Source organism: Lysinibacillus composti, from assembly GCF_016908465.1.
GTDB lineage: Bacteria > Bacillota > Bacilli > Bacillales_A > Planococcaceae > Ureibacillus > Ureibacillus composti_A.
Map to the genome: position 1 here is coordinate 26,368 of NZ_JAFBDY010000027.1, position 19,159 is coordinate 45,526.

At 38.1% G+C, this 19,159-nt stretch carries 15 protein-coding genes and 1 pseudogene; 13 read left to right on the plus strand and 3 right to left on the minus strand.

Annotation, left to right across the window (positions count from 1 at the left end; genetic code table 11):
- The first annotated feature begins 1,042 nt into the window (after positions 1–1,042).
- The 12 genes and pseudogenes from JOD29_RS17855 (at position 1,043) to recA (ending at position 15,182) form a co-directional block, all read left to right on the plus strand.
- Positions 1,043–2,053 (plus strand): DUF3231 family protein, encoded by a 1,011-nt coding sequence (locus JOD29_RS17855; protein ID WP_124765992.1) that lies wholly within the window; start codon positions 1,043–1,045, stop codon positions 2,051–2,053.
- Positions 2,054–2,325: 272 nt separating this feature from the next.
- Positions 2,326–3,606: an EF-P 5-aminopentanol modification-associated protein YfmF gene (yfmF, locus tag JOD29_RS17860; RefSeq protein WP_124765994.1), complete on the plus strand. Its 1,281-nt coding sequence runs from the start codon at positions 2,326–2,328 to the stop codon at positions 3,604–3,606.
- On the plus strand, positions 3,593–4,894 hold the full coding sequence (gene yfmH / locus JOD29_RS17865) for an EF-P 5-aminopentanol modification-associated protein YfmH (protein WP_124765996.1): 1,302 nt from the start codon (positions 3,593–3,595) through the stop codon (positions 4,892–4,894). The genes yfmF and yfmH overlap by 14 nt, the downstream gene beginning before the upstream one ends.
- The gene (gene ymfI, locus JOD29_RS17870) at positions 4,894–5,622 is read left to right on the plus strand and encodes an elongation factor P 5-aminopentanone reductase (protein ID WP_124765998.1); all 729 of its coding nucleotides are present in this window, start codon (positions 4,894–4,896) and stop codon (positions 5,620–5,622) included. The genes yfmH and ymfI overlap by 1 nt, the downstream gene beginning before the upstream one ends.
- Before the next feature lie 509 nt (positions 5,623–6,131).
- Positions 6,132–6,389 (plus strand): DUF3243 domain-containing protein, encoded by a 258-nt coding sequence (locus tag JOD29_RS17875; RefSeq protein WP_124766000.1) that lies wholly within the window; start codon positions 6,132–6,134, stop codon positions 6,387–6,389.
- Between the two features lie 408 nt (positions 6,390–6,797).
- Positions 6,798–7,595 (plus strand): DUF3388 domain-containing protein, encoded by a 798-nt coding sequence (locus JOD29_RS17880; protein ID WP_124766002.1) that lies wholly within the window; start codon positions 6,798–6,800, stop codon positions 7,593–7,595.
- Positions 7,596–7,614: 19 nt separating this feature from the next.
- Positions 7,615–8,502, plus strand: coding sequence for a helix-turn-helix domain-containing protein (locus JOD29_RS17885; RefSeq protein ID WP_124766004.1), 888 nt, complete (start codon positions 7,615–7,617; stop codon positions 8,500–8,502).
- Between the two features lie 386 nt (positions 8,503–8,888).
- Positions 8,889–9,467 carry a CDP-diacylglycerol--glycerol-3-phosphate 3-phosphatidyltransferase gene (gene pgsA / locus JOD29_RS17890; protein WP_124766006.1) on the plus strand — a complete coding sequence of 193 codons (579 nt, stop codon included), beginning with the start codon at positions 8,889–8,891 and terminating at the stop codon, positions 9,465–9,467.
- Positions 9,468–9,573: 106 nt separating this feature from the next.
- On the plus strand, positions 9,574–10,830 hold the full coding sequence (locus JOD29_RS17895; RefSeq protein ID WP_124766008.1) for a competence/damage-inducible protein A: 1,257 nt from the start codon (positions 9,574–9,576) through the stop codon (positions 10,828–10,830).
- Between the two features lie 466 nt (positions 10,831–11,296).
- A pseudogene (locus JOD29_RS17900) lies at positions 11,297–11,581 on the plus strand (recombinase RecA); the annotation flags it as partial.
- An 823-nt stretch (positions 11,582–12,404) separates the two neighbouring features.
- Positions 12,405–14,282: a group II intron reverse transcriptase/maturase gene (gene ltrA, locus JOD29_RS17905; protein WP_124766012.1), complete on the plus strand. Its 1,878-nt coding sequence runs from the start codon at positions 12,405–12,407 to the stop codon at positions 14,280–14,282.
- Positions 14,283–14,342: 60 nt separating this feature from the next.
- The gene (gene recA / locus JOD29_RS17910) at positions 14,343–15,182 is read left to right on the plus strand and encodes a recombinase RecA (RefSeq protein ID WP_240033622.1); all 840 of its coding nucleotides are present in this window, start codon (positions 14,343–14,345) and stop codon (positions 15,180–15,182) included.
- Between the two features lie 213 nt (positions 15,183–15,395).
- Here the strand turns inward: recA and JOD29_RS17915 are convergent, their stop codons facing one another.
- Both JOD29_RS17915 and JOD29_RS17920 read right to left on the minus strand, forming a co-directional pair.
- Positions 15,396–15,719: a hypothetical protein gene (locus tag JOD29_RS17915; protein WP_124766014.1), complete on the minus strand. Its 324-nt coding sequence runs from the start codon at positions 15,717–15,719 to the stop codon at positions 15,396–15,398.
- Positions 15,720–16,350: 631 nt separating this feature from the next.
- Complete coding sequence (locus tag JOD29_RS17920; RefSeq protein WP_124766104.1) at positions 16,351–17,223, minus strand: LysR family transcriptional regulator; 873 nt, start codon at positions 17,221–17,223, stop codon at positions 16,351–16,353.
- Between the two features lie 123 nt (positions 17,224–17,346).
- On the opposite strand from JOD29_RS17920, the gene JOD29_RS17925 reads away from it, so the two are divergent.
- Complete coding sequence (locus JOD29_RS17925; protein WP_124766016.1) at positions 17,347–18,291, plus strand: DMT family transporter; 945 nt, start codon at positions 17,347–17,349, stop codon at positions 18,289–18,291.
- A gap of 324 nt (positions 18,292–18,615) precedes the next feature.
- On the opposite strand, the gene JOD29_RS17930 is transcribed toward JOD29_RS17925, so the two are convergent.
- Positions 18,616–18,852, minus strand: coding sequence for a hypothetical protein (locus JOD29_RS17930; RefSeq protein WP_124766018.1), 237 nt, complete (start codon positions 18,850–18,852; stop codon positions 18,616–18,618).
- Positions 18,853–19,159 lie beyond the last annotated feature (307 nt).

A 19,159-nucleotide genomic window follows, 5' to 3' on the forward strand; every position in this document is an offset into this window, starting at 1 on the left:
TTTTACCTTCACCCTTTTTCAATTAAATTAATGAAAAAACGAGAATCCTAAAATTGGATTCCGAATGGTGGGTTACTAATTAAAAAGGAGCAAATTTTTTCGGTTTCAAAGAATTTATATACGTTAACTTCACTCTAACACCTTCTTACATATATCTTCTTTTTGTCATAGTGGAAATAGTATTCCCCAAAAAAGTGGGTACTATAAACCCAACAGATAAAATAGTTATTAAGTTCGATGATCCTAAATATTAATCGTGTTTGCATTGCATTATTTGATGTGGGATGAAGTGGATTTGATGAATTTCATTAGTAGGGTGAACGTTATTTTGAGCATGGGTGGGGTGAATTGAACTTCATAAGTGGGATGAATGTCATTTCGAGAGTGGAATGGGAGGAAATTGAACTTCATAAGTGGGATGAACGTCATTTCGAGCATGGGATGAGAGGGAATTGAACTTCATAAGTGGGATGAACATCATTTCGAGCGTGGAATGGGATGAAATTGAACTTCATAAGCCCGATGAAGATCATTTCGAGCATGGGGTGGGAAGAAATTGAACTTCATAACTGAAATGAACATCATTTCGTACATAGGATAGGAAAAAATTGAACTTCATAAGCCCGATGAACATCATTTTGAGTGTGGGATAGGAGGAAATTGAACTTCATAAGTGGGATGAAGATCATTTCGAGCATGGGATGGGAAAAAATTGAACTTCATAAGCCCGATGAAGGGTATTTCCAAAAGAAACTCGAACACAAATCATCTTCATAGCCCAATAAAGGGTGTTTCCACAAGAAAACCGAACAGAAAACCTCTTCATAACCCGGATGAAATAGTTTCCACAACAATAACCATCCGAAATCCCCTTCATCCTCCCGTTTTAAAGTATTTATTTTAGAATTTTTCAAAAACATACATATTAATTTTTGGATAATCCATAATAGGACATGAATTGTTTTCAAATTTAAATGGAGTAAGTGAATACTTTTTAGTTCCCACATAAAAACTATATAAAAATGAAAGTAAGGAGATTGTAATGGAAAAACTTAAACCATTCAATGAGAAACTAACTACAGCTGAAATGGGGAAACTTTGGGTTACTTATACGGGGAATACGATGGCTACGTGTGTGCTTAGTTATTATTTGAACAATGTTGAAGACCCAGAGATCAAAAAAGTCGTAGAGACTGCCTTGCAATTAGCTGACACGATTGTAAAAGATGTGAAGGAAATCCTTATAGCGGAAAACTTTCCGGTACCCATTGGCTATACCGACGAAGATGTAAACTTAGGGGCACCAAGGTTATTTTCGGATGAATTTTATCTTTGGTACTTGAAATATACTGGTAAGGCAGGAATGAGCATTTATACAATTGCCATTCCACTCATGACAAGAAAAGATATAAGAGAGTTATTTACCAAAATACTTAAGTCTACATTGGACTTAGAATCTATGGTGAATCAAACCTTAATGGACAAAGGACTATATATTGAGCCTCCACAAATTCCAACTCCAGAAAAAGTAGAAATGATTCAAAAACAAAGCTTTTTACACGGTTTTTTCGGAGATATTCGACCTCTTCATGCAATGGAGATTACACATCTTTACGATAATATCGAAAATAATATTGCCAGCAAAGCCTTACTGTTGGGTTTTAGCCAAGTAGCTAAAGAAGATAAGATTCGGAAATATTTTATACGAGGAAAAGAACTCACAAATAACCATATCGAAAAAAGTACTGAAAAATTGCATGAGTCAAACTTACCATCTCTCAAAATATTAGATCATTTAGTAAGTGATTCTACGATTCCTCCATTTTCTGATAAATTAATGTTGGCCCATAAGATTGAAATGTTCTCAATGAAAATAAGAACGGCTGGTAATGGAATTTCGTTGAACGGAAGAAGAGATATAGCAAAAATGTATGTTAGTATGCTAACGGATTTAGGGCTATATGTGGAAGACGGTTTCAACATTATGATTGAGCACGAATGGATGGAACAGCCCCCACTGGCAATTAATCGAGATGAATTAACTTCTAATTAGTAAATGAGCAGGTTCGTTTCCAATGATACTTATTTATAAAGGGTTTTAGTGGACGTAGAAATAATAGGACAGTATAGTAGTATTATTGAATAAAATTGTCAAAGATTGGCCATAGGACCTAGATTATCCAATGACCGATTTTGATGTTTTGGGTGATGTGGGAAAGAAGTACGAAATGAAACCGGAAGCATCGTTCGGTGTATCTTAAAGCCCACAAAAAAATCACACCAACTAATCTAAGTTTTTAATAAGCCAAGTCAGGGGGAGTTTTTTTGTTTTTAACAACAAAATTGGCGAATGGCGTTTCGTTGCATATTCGACAAACATCACAATTTAAAACGGTGAATTTTGCATTCAAATTTTCACGACCTTTAACAGTGCAAGATGCTGCAGAGCGTGCAGTTTTAGCGAATGTATTGCAACATAGTAATGCGAAGTTTCCTAAGTCTGCAGCGTTCCGAAGTTATTTAGATGACTTATACGGAACGGTTTTATATTTTGACTCAGCAAAACGCGGTGACTTGCTGAAAGTTCTATTAAATATCGAAACAGTCAATGATGAATACCTTTCAAAAGGCGATGTTTTAAATAAAGTCATTGACCTAATCAAAACGGTGATCTTTGAACCGAATTTTGAAAACGGCCAGTTCGTTTCAAGCATCGTGGAACGTGAAAAAGAAATGGTGAAACAACGTATTGAATCCGTTTTCGATGATAAAACAAGATACGCACACCAACGCTTATCTCAAATTTTACGTCCAAATCATCCTGCTTCAATTTCTGCCAACGGAACAATTGAAACGGTTGATCAAATCACGGCAGAGTCCTTAACAAAAGCGTATCAAACGATGATCGATGAAGATCAAATTGATATTTACGTGGTTGGGGATGTTGATGTAGAAGCTATAAAATCGCAGCTGCAATCGGCTCTTCAATTTAGCGATCGCGACGTAAAAAAGCCAGAAAATCCAACAACAGAATTAAAAGCCGAAAAGGAATATACAAAAGAAACGCAAGACATGAAACAAGGGAAACTGCATATCGGGTACAGTACGCCAATTTTCTTTGGTGATGAAGACTTCCCAAAAATGCAAGTATTCAATGGAATCTTTGGTGGCTATGCCCATTCCAAACTGTTCATGAACGTTCGTGAGCGTGAATCCCTTGCTTACTATGCGTCTAGCTCGTATTCTTCGCATTATGGGTTGATTTATGTGGTATCTGGTATTGAGCCTTCGAAAGAAAAGAAAGCGACCGAGGTTATTGCAGAACAACTCGAAGCAATGAAAAACGGTGAAATTTCTGACTTAGAATTAGCGCAAACAAGAGCGATGTTAAAAAACAACTTAAAAGAAGCGCTTGATTTAGCGCGTGGTCAAATTGATATCTTTGACCAATATAAAGATTTTAATGAGGCGTTCTCCATCGACACATGGACAAAACGTTGGGATGAAGTCACAAAAGAAGATATCCAAAAAGTGGCGTCGCAAGTTAAGTTAGAAGCCATTTACTTCTTATGTGGAAAGGAGGACTCACAGGATGCAAACAATTGAGTTTAACCAATTAGGGGAAACGTTATATTATAAAAAATTAAACAATGGGTTAGATGTGTACATTTTACCAAAAAAAGGATTCTCAAAAACATTCGTGACGTTCACAACAAAATATGGCTCGATTGACCGTACGTTTGTTCCAATTGGAGAGTCTGAAGCAATTACAGTACCAGACGGGATTGCCCACTTCCTTGAGCACAAAATGTTCGAAAAGGAAGAAGGCGACGTATTCCAAAAGTTCAGTGAATCAGGGGCATCTGCAAATGCGTTCACATCATTCACTAGAACTGCTTACCTATTTTCTGCCACAGACCATATCTACACAAGTACAGAAACTTTATTAAATTTCGTGCAAGAACCGTACTTCACGGAAAAAACGGTGGAAAAAGAAAAAGGAATTATTGGCCAGGAAATAACGATGTACGATGACCAACCAGATTGGCGTCTGTATTTCGGTGCGATTGAAAATATGTACCACACGCACCCGGTGAAAATCGACATCGCAGGTACAATCGAATCGATCGATAAAATCACAGCGGATCATTTATATACTTGCTACAATACGTTTTATCATCCGTCCAACATGCTTCTTTTCGTTGTAGGAAACGTGGACCAAACGGAAATGATGGCGTTTATCGAAGACAATCAAAACAAAAAAGAATTCCCAGAACCAACACCAATTGAGCGTCACTTCGAAGAGGAACCAACAGACGTGGCGATTAAAGATCGTGTACTAAATATGGACGTTCAAAAGCCAAAAGTGTATGTGGGATTGAAAGCAAAACGCGTTGACTTAAGTGGCGATGAAATGCTAAAACACGAACTTGCCGTTCAAATCGCGTTAGAATGCTTATTTGGCCGTGCCTCTAATTTCTATACTGAAGTGTATGAAGGCGGCTTAATTGATGAATCCTTCGCCTATGACTTCTCGTTAGAAAAAGGGTATGGATTTGCGTTAATCGGTTCGGATTCAAAAGATCCAGACAAACTTGTAGAAGCAATTAAAAATGAGTTGAAAAAAGCTGAAGATCCTTCTTATTTTGATGCAGAAGCTGTTGAGCGAATTAAACGCAAAAAAATCGGGTTCTTCTTACGTGCACTAAACTCAATGGAATTTATTGCCAACCAATTTACGCGTTATGAATTTAATGAGATGAACTTATTTGACGCAGTACCGACAATCGAAAAAATCACAGTAGAAGATATCGTGAAAGAATTCGATACTATTCAAGGTGAAACACAACAAACAGTGTTCAAAGTTTTACCAATGAGCGAGAAGAAGGCATAATGAAAAAATATGCCCTAGTAGTTGGCGCTTCCGGAGCTATCGGAAGTGCCATTTGTGCTGAACTAGCAAATAATGGCTGGTCTCTTTATCTTCATTATAATAGTACGGCGGAACGGGTCCACGAGCACACAGAGCAACTCCACGCCAAATACCCAGATCAGGAATTCATCCCAGTACAAGCGGATTTCTCTCAAGATGATGGCGCGGAACACCTAGCAAAACAACTGTTTACCTTACAAGCAGTTGTTTTCGCCGGTGGACATGCCTTTTTTGGTTTAATAGAAGATACGCCTGTCGAGGAAATGTCTAAGCTTTGGAAAGTGCACGTTCAAAATCCGATGAGGTTACTAGCACTAACGTCGAAAAAGCTTCGCGTGAATTTGGTGAGCTACGTGTTGTTCATCGGTTCGATTTGGGGTGAAGCAGGTGCTGCTGGTGAATCGGTTTACTCTGCAGTAAAAGGCGCTCAACATGCATTCGTAAAATCCTACGCCAAAGAAGTGGCCTTTAATCAAATCCGAGTCAATGCCATCGCGCCTGGTTTCATTGATACAATCATGAACCACCATTTAGATGAAGAAGAACGCGCATCCATTAATGATGAAATCCCATTAGGGTACGCCGGATCAACGGAAGACGTCGCCAAAATGGTTTCCTTCTATTTAAGTGGACAAGCCGATTACGTCACGGGACAAATCATTCGGTTGAATGGTGGATGGTATATTTAGTTTTTTTCTTGAAGTGGTGATGAAGGACTTGGGAAAGCGTGGGCGTGAGGGAAATGGTCGTCATTTTGGGGATGAAGACCAAAAAGAAGTTAGTTCACGAATGAAGTGGTCTTCATCGAGGTTATGAAGACCAAAATGAAGTCGGTCCACGAGGGAAAAGGTCTTCATCGAGGTTATGAAGACCAAAATGAAGTCGGTCCACGAGGGAAAAGGTCTTCATCGAGGTTATGAAGACCAAAATGAGGTCAGTTCACTAGAGAAAAGGTCTTCATCAAGGTTATGAAGTCCAAAATGAAATCTGTTCACGCGCGAAAAGGTCTTCATCAAGGTTATGAAGACCAAACCGAAACAGACACGCATTAAAATGTCTTTCATCCCAGACCAAACCCAAACACTAAGCCCAAATTTATCCCGTAAAACCACATATTATACCAAACTAGTTGGCTGAACAAAGCATTATAATTCTTTCTCTTTTGAACATACTAAATGTGCAAAGGAGGAGATGCAAAATGGCAATTTTAGAAAACTGGGAAAAGTGGACATCATTCTTAGGTGACCAAGTAAAAAACGCGCAAGAAATGGGTATGCCGAAACAAGTAATTGACACTACAGCGAAACAAATCGGTGACTACCTTGCGAAAAACGTTGACCCCAAAAATGAGCAAGAACGTGTACTTGCTGATCTTTGGAGCGTAGCCGCTGATGAAGAGAAGCATGCACTTGCAAACTGCGTTGTAAAACTAGTTCAATCTCGCAAATTACAATAACTAGTCGACGAAGCCTTGCCAAAAAGCTAGTCGCGACAATTTAAGTACGCCTCACGCGACCGGTTTCTAAACAAGGCTTCGTGTAGGCAAGCGGACGCGATATGATTTCTGCCCGCAAATGATAACGCGTAGAATTTTAACTTTGAAAAAGGGGGCTCGTCCTCCTTTTTTCTTTATACATATTGTCGTTGTGCTCATTATAAATTAGGAAGTGAGTTCAACTAACATCAAGAAAATAAAAATAAGTAGAGGGTGATAGATATGGAGAAATTACCGACATTCACATAAATAGTGTGAAATTTAATATTTTGGTAGAAAATTGTTGTATACAACTTTTCAACGCAAATAAAATCAGCTATGATGAAACTTAGGGAAAAAATATACGTTTCATAGTGAGGGGACAGCTTTATGGCTGAATGGTATTTTGAATATGAGATTCAAGTAAATCGCCCAGGTTTGTTGGGAGATATTGCATCACTCTTAGGTATGTTACGCGTAAATATTGTAACGATCAATGGGGTGGATGAAGGTAAGCGTGGATTGTTATTAAAAGCCAATAAAGATGAATCGATTGAGCGTTTCTATTCAATTGTATCCACGATGGATAATATTAAAGTAACGAAATTTCGACAGCCAAAATTACGTGACCGCTTAGCCGTGAGACACGGGCATTATATTGAAAAAGATGCTGACGAGAAAAACACATTCCGCTTTGTACGTGATGAACTTGGGGTCCTCGTTGATTTTATGGCAGAACTCTTTAAAAAAGAAGGCAATCGTTTGATTGGTATTCGAGGAATGCCTCGCGTAGGGAAAACCGAATCCATTGTGGCAGCAAGTGTTTGTGCCAACAAAAAGTGGATTTTCTTATCATCAACAATGATTAAACAAACGGTTCGTAATAGATTGCATGGAGATGAATTTAGCGATAATAACGTCTTTATTTTGGATGGCGTTGTGACGCGAAAATCAAATGACGAAGGGCATCAACAACTCGTACGAGAAATCATGAAGATGCCGACTGTGAAAGTTATAGAGCACCCAGATATGTTTGTTCAACATTCAGAATATAAAATTGAAGATTTCGATTATATCATTGAACTTCGTCATCATCCAGATGAAGAAATTACGTATGAAATTTTGGCTAAAAACGACATGATGTCTCAATCTGATCCATTTGGTGGCTTTGGAGGATTTAATTTTTAAGAAAAAGTAGGTGTTTTACGTGACAGAACTCGGCTCGCGCCTTAAAGAAGCGAGATTATCGAAAGGGTATAGTTTAGACGATCTTCAAGAAATTACGAAGATCCAAAAACGATATTTGATCGGAATCGAAGAAGGCAATTACTCCATTATGCCAGGCACATTTTATGTTCGTGCATTTATTAAACAATACGCAGATGCGGTTGGCTTAGATGCAGATGAAATCCTAGAGGAATTTAGGAAGGATCTGCCAGCACAACAAGCAACAGAAGAAGTAGCACAATCCTTTACACAAAGTCCAACACGACGTAAACTTCAACGATCTTCCTCAAGTAAAATGATGGAATCTGCTCCAAAATTTATTGTTGCACTTTTTATTATCGTCATTATCGTCGCAATTTGGTTCTTATATCAACAAAAAGTGTCCAATAACGTACCAGATGATGTAAAAGAAGGCGTTTCGGAAGTTGAAATCGAACAAAAAACACCGCCAACAGGTGAAGAAACAACTCCACCTGCTGATACAACAGAGCCTACTAAAGAAGAGACTCCTGTTGAAGAAGAGGAAGAAGAAGAGCCAGTTCAAGAATTATCAGCTGGGGCCATTCAACCAGACGGTGTCACAACCAACTATGAACTTTCAGGTACAGACAAAATGAATATCCGTGTAGAAGTGACTGGCGATACTTGGGTTGGAATCCGTAATGAAGCGGGTGCAGAACAAGTAACAGCACAAACTTACTCAGCTGGTGCGGTCGTTGAACACGATTCAACTGCAAACGGCTATGCACGTATTCGTTTAGGAAATGCCTTAAATGCAAAAGTGTTCGTAAACGATGTAGAACTTCCATACGCACAACAAATTACAACTCAAAATATCGTAATTATTTTACAAGAAGAGGAACAATAGTCATAATAAGGATAGCTAGGCGCGGTTCCCATGGCGAACTGTTGCCTGGCTGTCAAGATGACGCTTTGGTGTTCTCATCAAGAAGCGGGATCTTCAGTCATCTATCTTAATCTCTAGTTCAGAACGCCAGCTCCGAGGGCGACTTCGAAAACCCCTTCGAGGACAAAAATTGTGTAGTTTCCATGAAACACACGATTTTCTGCGCCGAAAGTGAAACGACAGGCGCAAAAATCCTCTCGTGGTTTCCTCCAGTTGTTGGGGCTCACACGATGTGAGTCATGACGGCAATGCGACACGATGTCGCGTTTTTGCCGTTGCGGAGCTTAACGGGCGTTCTTCACTTTTATTAGATGGCTATTTTTCTTTATGAAAGGTGTTAGCAAGACATGAATTTACCAAACAAAATAACCGTCTCCCGGATTCTATTAATTCCTATTTTCGTCATCGTGATGGTCATCGATTTTGGATGGGGCAATATGACGTTTTTAGGTGCCGAAATGCCTGTTGAACATTTCGTAGGTGCACTCATTTTCATCATCGCTTCCACAACAGACTGGATCGATGGGCACTTTGCGCGGAAATACAACCTCGTCACAACATTAGGGAAATTTTTAGATCCTTTAGCAGATAAATTACTAACAGCAGCTGCGTTTATCATCTTAGTTGAACTAGGAATGGCACCAGCTTGGGTCATTATTGCGATCTTAAGCCGTGAATTCGCCGTAACCGGATTACGTTCAATTTTAGCCGATAAAGGAACGGTTGTCGCAGCAAGTAATTTAGGAAAAATTAAAACATGGACTCAAATCGTAGCCATTTCAGCACTTTTACTACACAACATTATTTTTATTAACTTCGGCTTACCTTTTGATGACATCATGCTTTATATCGCATTATTCTTTACAATGTGGTCTGGATGGGATTATTTCTATCTAAATCGTCATGCATTATTAGAATCAAAATAACAAGTTTATGTAATCAACGATGAGGGTATTTTCATAAAATAACTCATCTTTGATTTTTTTTTCGTTAAAAAAGAGAGTTTTTATTCTAAAAAAGTGAGGTTAGAGGATGAACGCAGAGATTATCGCGGTAGGTTCAGAATTATTACTAGGGCAAATTGCCAACACCAATGCAAAATTTATGTCAAATCAATTATCAGAGCTTGGCATCAACGTGTATTACCATACAGTAGTAGGAGACAATGCAGGTCGCTTAAAAGACGCGATTGAAATTGCCGAATCACGTGCTGATTTAATCATTTTTAGCGGAGGCCTAGGCCCAACAAAAGACGATTTAACAAAAGAAACGATTGCCAAACACCTTGGCGTGAACTTAGCATTCGACGATGAAGCACTCGTTTATATAGAAGAATTTTTCACACGACAAGGCCGTACGATGACGGAGAACAATAAAAAGCAAGCACTGATTTTAGAAGGTAGCGAAGTGCTGAAAAACCATCACGGGATGGCGCCTGGTATGCTATTTGAAAAGGACAACCGTACATACATTTTACTACCAGGTCCGCCAAAAGAAATTGAGCCGATGTTCCAATTCGAAGTAAAACCAAAGCTCGCAGCCCGTTTAAATGACGGCGGTGTAATCGTGTCTCACGTTCTACGTTTCTATGGAATCGGCGAGGCAGAACTAGAAGTCAAAGTGCAAGATATATTGGATCAACAAACAAACCCAACTGTGGCGCCATTAGCATCTGATGGGGAAGTAACGTTACGCATCACGGCAAAAGCAGAATCAGAAGAGGAAGCTTGGAAGTTAATTAATGCGAAAAAGTTAGAAATCCAAGCGATCGTCGGCGAGTTCCAATATGGCGTAGATGATGATTCTCTTGCATCGAAAACAGTGGAAATGTTGCTTCACCACGGGCTGACTATTTCTGCTACAGAAAGTTTAACAGCAGGATTATTCCAATCTGAATTAGCAGAAATTCCGGGTGTGAGCGGTACATTAGTCGGCGGATTCGTAACTTATACTCCGGAAGCGAAAATCGCACAATTAGGGATCGACAAAGCTTTATTAGATGAATTCGGGATCGTTAGTAGCGAATGCGCGGCTGCTATGTCCAAAAACGTTCGCGAAAAAATGGGTACAGATATTGGCGTCGGCTTAACTGGCGCGGCAGGCCCCGAACCTCACGATGGCCAACCAGCCGGAACGATTTGGATTGGGATCTGCATCGGCGATTCCGAACCCTACACACGCAAACTCCAACTAACAGGCATGCGCAACACAAACCGATTACGCGCGGTGAAATTAGCGTGCAGCCATTTGGTACGCTTGTTGGCGGAGAAGGGGTATGAGAGGGTTTAGATTGAGCTTGAGGTTCGATGGGTGGCGATATCAGTCGTAATTGTGAAGTTATCGGCCTAAATTATGAAGTTATCTACCCAAAATGTGAAGATATCGCCCCAAATTGTGAAAATATCTACCCTATTTGTGAACTTATCGCCCTAAATTGAAAATGACGACTAATTTTGAGCTTTATCGCCAGAGAATAAAGTAGCAAAATCACTCGCCAAATCTAGCGTTGGGATATACCCCAAAAGCTTCCGATTACATTAAGGTCGATTTTGAACTATAATTAGTAACTGCGACACATTTAGAAATCTCTTAAACAACTGCATCAGTTAAAGTTAGAATTTGGGCTATTTTTAGTAGCCCAAATTTTTATTTACGAAAATATGTTCGCTTTTTTCTTGAAACTTATCTCAAAAACAAGTATAGTAGAAACATAAAGAAAAAGAGAAATCGTGGATTGATATAAGGAGGAAATATAGTGAGTGATCGTAAAGCTGCCTTAGATATGGCGTTAAAGCAAATTGAAAAACAATTCGGTAAAGGTTCTATCATGAAACTTGGTGAACAATCAGACCGTCAAATCTCAACAACTTCAAGTGGTTCGATTGCAATCGATGCAGCTCTTGGGGTAGGTGGATACCCACGTGGACGTATCGTTGAAATCTATGGTCCAGAATCATCAGGTAAAACAACAGTTGCTCTACACGCCATCGCAGAAATTCAAAAAAATGGCGGACAAGCAGCTTTCATCGATGCTGAGCATGGTGCGTCTTGTTTCTAATCCAAATATAGTGGAAACGCTATATGAAAAATTAGAGGAATCGAGACCACGAAGATAACAATTCTTCAAATTCTTTAGGTGGTTAGATTCTAACTGCACTACTAAGTTGAACGGTGAAAATCCGTTTCAAGAACGTTGGTTGGGTTCTTGCTCTAATACCCCGACGTGCGGTGATATAGCACTATATCACGGTGCGAAGCTCGGAGAGGACGGCGAAAATCAGACCTGTGAAGTGGTTAGAGAAGTAGTCGGGAGTCCAAAAAGTTCCTATGACTAAAGAATGCAAATGCATTGGATTGAACCTGCGGAAGTACGGCTCGTAAAGCGTGGAGTAATCAAATAAGAAGTTACTCACCTCCAAAGTGAGGTTCAGTCTCGGATACAGTATTCGTGTTTGCTGTTATCTGAACTTATCCCCAAGAGGATAAGAGTTCTTAGCCGACCAACCAATTGGCAAAAGAATGGCTGACGGGTCAGAGTAGGAGTCTAAGGGAACTATGTAAGGATAGGTAGTGTGGAACAAGAGAACCCCATCCGTGAATGCTAAAGCGAGTGCAAGCTGATGTCACGCAATAGTAGGAAATGACTATTAAAGATGGGGGACAGCAGCCCGTAGTAGTGAAGAAGCAGGGTAATGCCTGTGGAGCGAAGGGGCATAGACAAAGTAGGTAAAGCAATACCAATCAAATACAGACGAATATGGTTAAGGAAGCCGTGAGAAAAGTTAATCGTCAACTTTTGGTGAGCATAACTGACTAAAGACCATTCAATTCTCCCTATATTACAATTGTAAGAAGGTGAGAAAGTGTCTCAAAAACTTAATCAACCCGAAAATGAAAATGAATTGAGAATAATCCTAGACTCCCTTTATAGTCAAACTAAAGAGTTAATAAATCAAGGTGATATTCCAAGATTTAAGGGATTATTTGAAGTGGCAAGCAGTAAAACGGCTATAATATCGGCAATTCATAAAGTAAAAGCGAATAAAGGTAGTAAAACAGCAGGATCAGATAATATAGTGATTGAAGATATACTAACCAAAGATTTAGAGGAAGTTGTTCGATTAGTCCAACTTACAATGAACAACTATCAACCTAAAGAAGTAAGAAGAATCTATATTCCTAAACATGGCAAAAAGGAAATGCGACCGTTGGGGATTCCAACGATATTAGATCGAATCATACAGGAATGTATTCGATTAACTATCGATCCAATCATGGAAGCACAATTCTTCAAGCATTCTTACGGATTTCGGCCCATGAGAGATGCTAAGCAAGCTATTGAAAGGGTAGTGTTCCTCTGTAATCGTACAAATAACAATTGGGTAGTAGAAGGGGATATTAAAGGTTTCTTCGATTATGTGAATCACAATATTCTTCTAAAGCAACTATGGCACATGGGAATTCGAGATAGAAGAATCTTAATGATTATTAAAGAGATGCTAAAAGCGGGTATTTTGAATGAAATAAAAAGGAATGAGTTAGGGACACCGCAAGGAGGAATTATTTCCCCATTACTATCAAACGTTTACCTACACAAACTTGACCAATGGGTTGCAAGAGAGTGGGAAGAGAAAACGCTACGTAATGGAACGACCTCAAGCATATCTCGATTTAGTTCCTTAAGAAACTATTCAACGATTTCAAAACCAGCATTTTTCATTCGATATGCAGATGATTGGATTCTATTCACAAACTCTAAAGAGAATGCTGAAAAGTGGAAGTACAAAATTAGTAAATATCTCAAAGAAAATTTAAAGCTTGAGTTATCAGAAGAAAAAACTTTAATTACCAATATTAAAAAGAGACCTATTCACTTTTTAGGATTTAAGGTCAAAAAGATTCCAAAAGGAAAAGGTTTTATTGGTTATTCATATCCAGATGAGAACAAACTTAAGTTAAAATTCTCTGAATTAACAAAAGAGATCAGAAAACTAAAATACTGTACAGACACAGGATGGTTACTTAATGATATTAATCTGCTAAACAGTAAGATCAGAGGTATCATTAACTACTATAATTCAGCAACTGGGATTAACCTAGTCATGAGAAAATTTAGAGAGAATCTAAAATACTCATCTTATAAAGCTTTAAAAAAATATGGAGGGAAATGGATTCCAGCTAATCAATGCCAAAATCTAAAATCCTTCTATCCCGAACGAATGGAACAAGTACCTGCTATTCAGTATAAGAATGAATGGATTGGAATCATTTCTTTAGGATTTGCAACTTGGCTTAAATACCCTAAGAAAAATCAAGAAGAAACCCCATATACCATTATCGGTAGAGAACTATATTATAAAAGATCTAAAAAGAAACCTTTATTAGTAAGATGTGAAGCGTTACTTAACGAAAATCATCTTGCTCTCATACTCGGAGGCTTTAAACCCAAGCTTTACAATTTTGAATACTTTATGAACCGATGTTATGCGTTTAACAGAGATAAAGGGAAATGTACTATATGTAGAATAGAGCTAACTGGTTATGGTGACACTCATACACATCATATAGATAATACACTACCTTTAAATCAAGCTAACAAAGTCAGTAATTTATCGACAATTTGTATTAATTGCCATAAATTAATTCATTCGAAAGAACTTAAAACCGATGATATTTTATTTTTAAACAAAGTGTCGTTGGTTAAATTAAAGAAATTTCGTGAAACGATAAGGGAAAAATAAGTCTTGTATTTGATAATACTTTGTTGGAACGCCGTATGCGGGGAAACTCGCACGTACGGTGTGAAGCGGGGGAAAACAGCTCCTACAAGTAATGTTGAGGATGTCTGTTACCTATCGCTATCTCTAGACCCAGTTTACGCACAAAAACTAGGTGTAAACATTGACGAATTATTACTTTCTCAACCAGACACTGGTGAGCAAGCATTAGAAATCGCTGAAGCATTAGTACGTAGTGGTGCCATCGATATCATCGTAATTGACTCTGTTGCGGCTTTAGTTCCAAAAGCAGAAATCGAGGGCGAGATGGGTGACTCTCACATGGGTCTACAAGCTCGTTTAATGTCTCAAGCATTACGTAAATTATCTGGTATCATCAACAAATCAAATACATTAGCAATCTTCATCAACCAAGTACGTGAAAAAATCGGTGTTATGTTTGGTAACCCTGAAACAACTACTGGTGGACGCGCACTTAAATTCTACGCTTCAATTCGTCTTGAAGTACGTCGTGCAGAAACAATCAAACAAGGTACTGAAATGGTCGGGAACAAAACGAAAATTAAAGTCGTGAAAAACAAAGTAGCACCACCATTCCGTACTGCTGAAGTTGACATTATGTACGGTGAAGGGATTTCGAAAGTTGGGGAAATTGTCGATATCGGTGCAGATCTAGATATCATTCAAAAGAGTGGTTCATGGTACGCATACGGTGACGAACGTATCGGCCAAGGTCGCGAAAACGCAAAACAATTCCTACGTGAAAACCCAGAAATCTCAAACGAAATCGAAAGCAAAATCCGTGAATCTTACGGCTTCGGTGCTTCTTACACAATCGGAGGACACGAAGAAGAAGAAGAGGAAATGGACAAAGAACTAGCATTATTATTAGATGAAGAATAAAATCCAAAACAGCCCTCGCCATTGAATGGTAGGGCTGCTTTTTTACGGAAACTATTAGATTTATGGCAATCCGCATAAGAGAGGACAGCAGAGGGGGAGCTGTGTCATCAAACTTGGATAGCAAGCTATATTGGTAAAGAAATAACTTTGGCGGGATAAAAAAACTAAACGCCGTATACTAAAGTCTATGAATTCATTTCAAAACACGTACGATTACTCTAGTTCAGGAGCAGAACGAGATACCCAAAAATCTTCAATTAACAATACAATAAACGTTCCCAAATAAATTAAGCAAAACCAAAGCACTAATCCAAAAACATAGGGCAGAGAAATTAAAGAAAAGATAAATGCACCTTGATCTAAATTCTCCCAAAAGTATTGCAACCCTTGCATTTTTACTCCCACGTATAAAATAGCAGGGAAGAGGGGTAACGCCAAACATGAGAAAACTCGTAAAATCCTATTATTTGTTTTCTTAAGTAGCACATAATGAAGTCCAAATAAAAAAATGATAAGAAACACAAAAATCACTTCCATATAAAACACCTCAAGTTCAATTATTCTTACAAACAGTCATTACCAAAAATTGCTTACTATATACATAACTAGTGAAAAAAATTAGTTTTAGAAAATCTAAGTGTATGGAATTAACTAGAGTGTCTAGATTAATTGAAAAACTGTCTAGATTATTGGAGTTTTTGGCTAGATTAATTGAAATTTTGTCTAGATTATTAGGGATTTTGTCTAGATTATTTGAAGTTTTGGCTAGATTCAAAAAAGCCCGGGGAGAACAAGTAAAGTGAGAGTGAGATTTTACTATAAAAATCAAATTATTAACATTGTAGAAGTGTGGAGAAATTGAATTGTCGGGATTATCGAGAAAAAAGTCGGGATTATCGAGAAAAAAGTCGGGATTATCCGAAATTTTGACGGAATTAATTAAAAAAATGTCGGGATTTTCACCGAAAGTGTCGGGATTATTCCAAGATCCGCTTGTTCAAAGGTATGTCAGCATTTCTCGAAATATTAATGCTAAGTTAAAGCCTCTGTCGATTGTTAATATTCGTTTCATCCCGAACACTATTCGACTCACGACTTTTCCACCAATTCAAAACCTCAAACCAACTAACCCCGTTCCTGATTTCGGACGGGGTTTAAATTATTGGGTCTACTTCACACTCAACCAAGCTTTCAAATAATCAATAAACTTGTTCGTGGCAGGGGCCAGGGATTTTAATGAAGGAGCTGCAATGCCAAGGGTGCGATAGTGATCGCCCTCTAGTTTCAGCTTTCGAACGTTGTTTGGCACCCGATGGATAACCATTTCAGGAAGTATACTAATCCCCATCCCGTTTTCCACCATCGAAATAATCGCCTGGTCATCGGTAAGTTCAAATTTAATATTTGGTGTGATTTTATTTTCTTTCAAAATTCTTTTTAAATCGTTGTCGCTCCCTTTTTTCGACTTGATGAGGGGCTCGTCTTTGATCATATCAAAACGAATTTCACTTTGTTCGGCAAGGGGATGTTCATCTGAAAGGATACAAAGCATCCTATCTTTTTTTAATGACAACACTTCAAAAGGATGCGAAGTCGGTAGTGAGAGAAAGCCGAAATCAACTAAACCCATTGAAATCCATTGTTCGATATCGTCATAATCACCTTCCATTAGTTTGATTTCGATGGAAGGATAGTGTTCATTAAATTTTTTCATGATTTCAGGTAACCAGTGAATCGACACACTCGAAATCGTTCCAATCCGAACGGTCCCGACTTCCAAACCATTGATATTGGCTATTTCTTGATTCATTTCTTCATTCCACATTAGAATTTCGCGTATGTACTTTAAGATGCGCTCTCCGTTACTCGTCAATTGGATTCCCGAACGACCTCGATTGAGTATCGAAAATCCCCATTCTGACTCAAGGCTGGAAATGGCATGACTCACTGCAGATTGAGTTAAACCTAAAGTGTCACCGGCTTTTGTAAGGCTCCCTAATTCGACAACGGTACTAAAGATTTCATATTTTGCAAGAGACAGCTTAACCACTCCTTTTACATTAATTTATTTCATGTAAACCTTCAAAAACATTCATTTTTCTAATCCTAATTTTACAATTATACTAAGTTATAATCAAATCGGTAGAAAATAGGTGAAGAAAAAATGGTTCAGAAAAAATCGTTCGAGATCGGTAATGGGAAAAAAGTTGACTTACAATTAAAAGCAGATTTCATGATGCTTATTGTGACGTTATTGTGGGGATCATCGTATCTGTTTATGAAGATGGGGCTCGATTCTCTTCAAGAGTTTAACCTAATTGCATTACGTTTTGGTATCGCTTTTATTTTAGCTGGAGCCGTTTTTTACAAACGATTAGTTCGTATTGACATGAAAACATTATTTTACGGATTTATATTAGGGTCGCTTTTATTTATATTAATGACGGTTGTCACAATCGGATTAAAATTCACAACCATTTCAAATGCAGGGTTTTTATTTAGTCTTTCCGTTGTATTTGTACCAATTCTCTTAGCAATCATTTTCAAAATAAAGCCCGAGAAGAAAGTTGTTTTTGGTATAGGTGTCGCGATCATTGGGATTGCTCTTTTAACATTAGATAACGGGTTAAAAGTCAATTCTGGAGATTTCCTCATCATATTGGGAGCAGTATTTTATGCTTTCCAGATCATTTTGACAGATAAGTTTACAAAAAATGCGGATTCCATCACTTTGGGGATTTTACAACTCGGGGTTGCCGGGGCATGGGGGCTATTATTTTCATTCATTTTTGAAAAGCCACATCTTCCAAACACACCTGAATCATGGGGTTCTATCATGGCATTAAGTATCCTGTGTAGTGCAATTGGATTTATCGGCCAGGCCGTAGCACAAAAACATACGACGCCAACGCACACAGGCCTGATCTTTTCTTTGGAGCCGGTATTCGCAGCTATGTTTGCCTTCATGTTCGTAGGGGAAACACTCCCAGCAAAAGGATACGTAGGGGCAATCTTAATTTTAATCGGTGTCATCGCCGCTGAAATTAAATTTAAAAAGACCTTTGTGAGAAAAAGATTCAACAAAACGGTTGAAGGTACAGAAGCATAGCAAACGAATAGGGGATGCACTGGAGTAAACTTCATTGCATTCCCTATTTTTTAAGTGAATTGTCTAGATTAATTTAAATTTTGTCTAGATTATTTGACTTTTTGACTAGATTAATTGAGATTTTGTCTAGATTATTTGAATTTTTGTCTAGATTAATTGAAAATCTGTCTAGATTATCTCAATTTTCAACTAGATTAATAAAAAGTTTGGAAGTACAAGAGAAAAAAGTGAGGTTGAGATTTTACTATAAAAATCAAAATGTTAATGTAATTAAATGGGGGATTTTGAAATGTCGGGATTATCGAAAAAAGTGTCGGGATTATTTTAAAATTTGTCGGAAATAATTGAAAAAATGTCGGGATTTTCTTCGCTTTTGTCGGGATTATCACCAAGCCCCGCTACTCTCACCAAGCCAAAACTCAAACTTACACTTCCCCCATCCATTCGCCCAAACACAGCCGCAATCCAACCTCCCAATCCAAACTTTCCCAAAAACTTCCCAAAAAGTACTTTTAAATCCGAACCAACTTGTCTAAAATAGGAAATATATGGTTCAGCCATACCATATGTGTAAAAAGTCTCATAAATCTATTTCCACTTCATGAAATCTGTTATACAATAAAGCCCATGATACTAGTGGGAATCCTTGACAGAGCTAGTGTGGAATTATACAATTAAGTATGTATAATTTTTTGAATTATGACATGAAATAGGCAGTATGTTGAAGTGTCAATGTATGAGCCGACTGAAACTGAAAATGAAATATAGCAAGAGGAGGTGTTCGAATGATGGAATACATTATCTCCGCTTTGCTTGGAATCATCGTCGGTGGCGCTGTTATCTATTTCTATATGAAAAAAGTGAATGA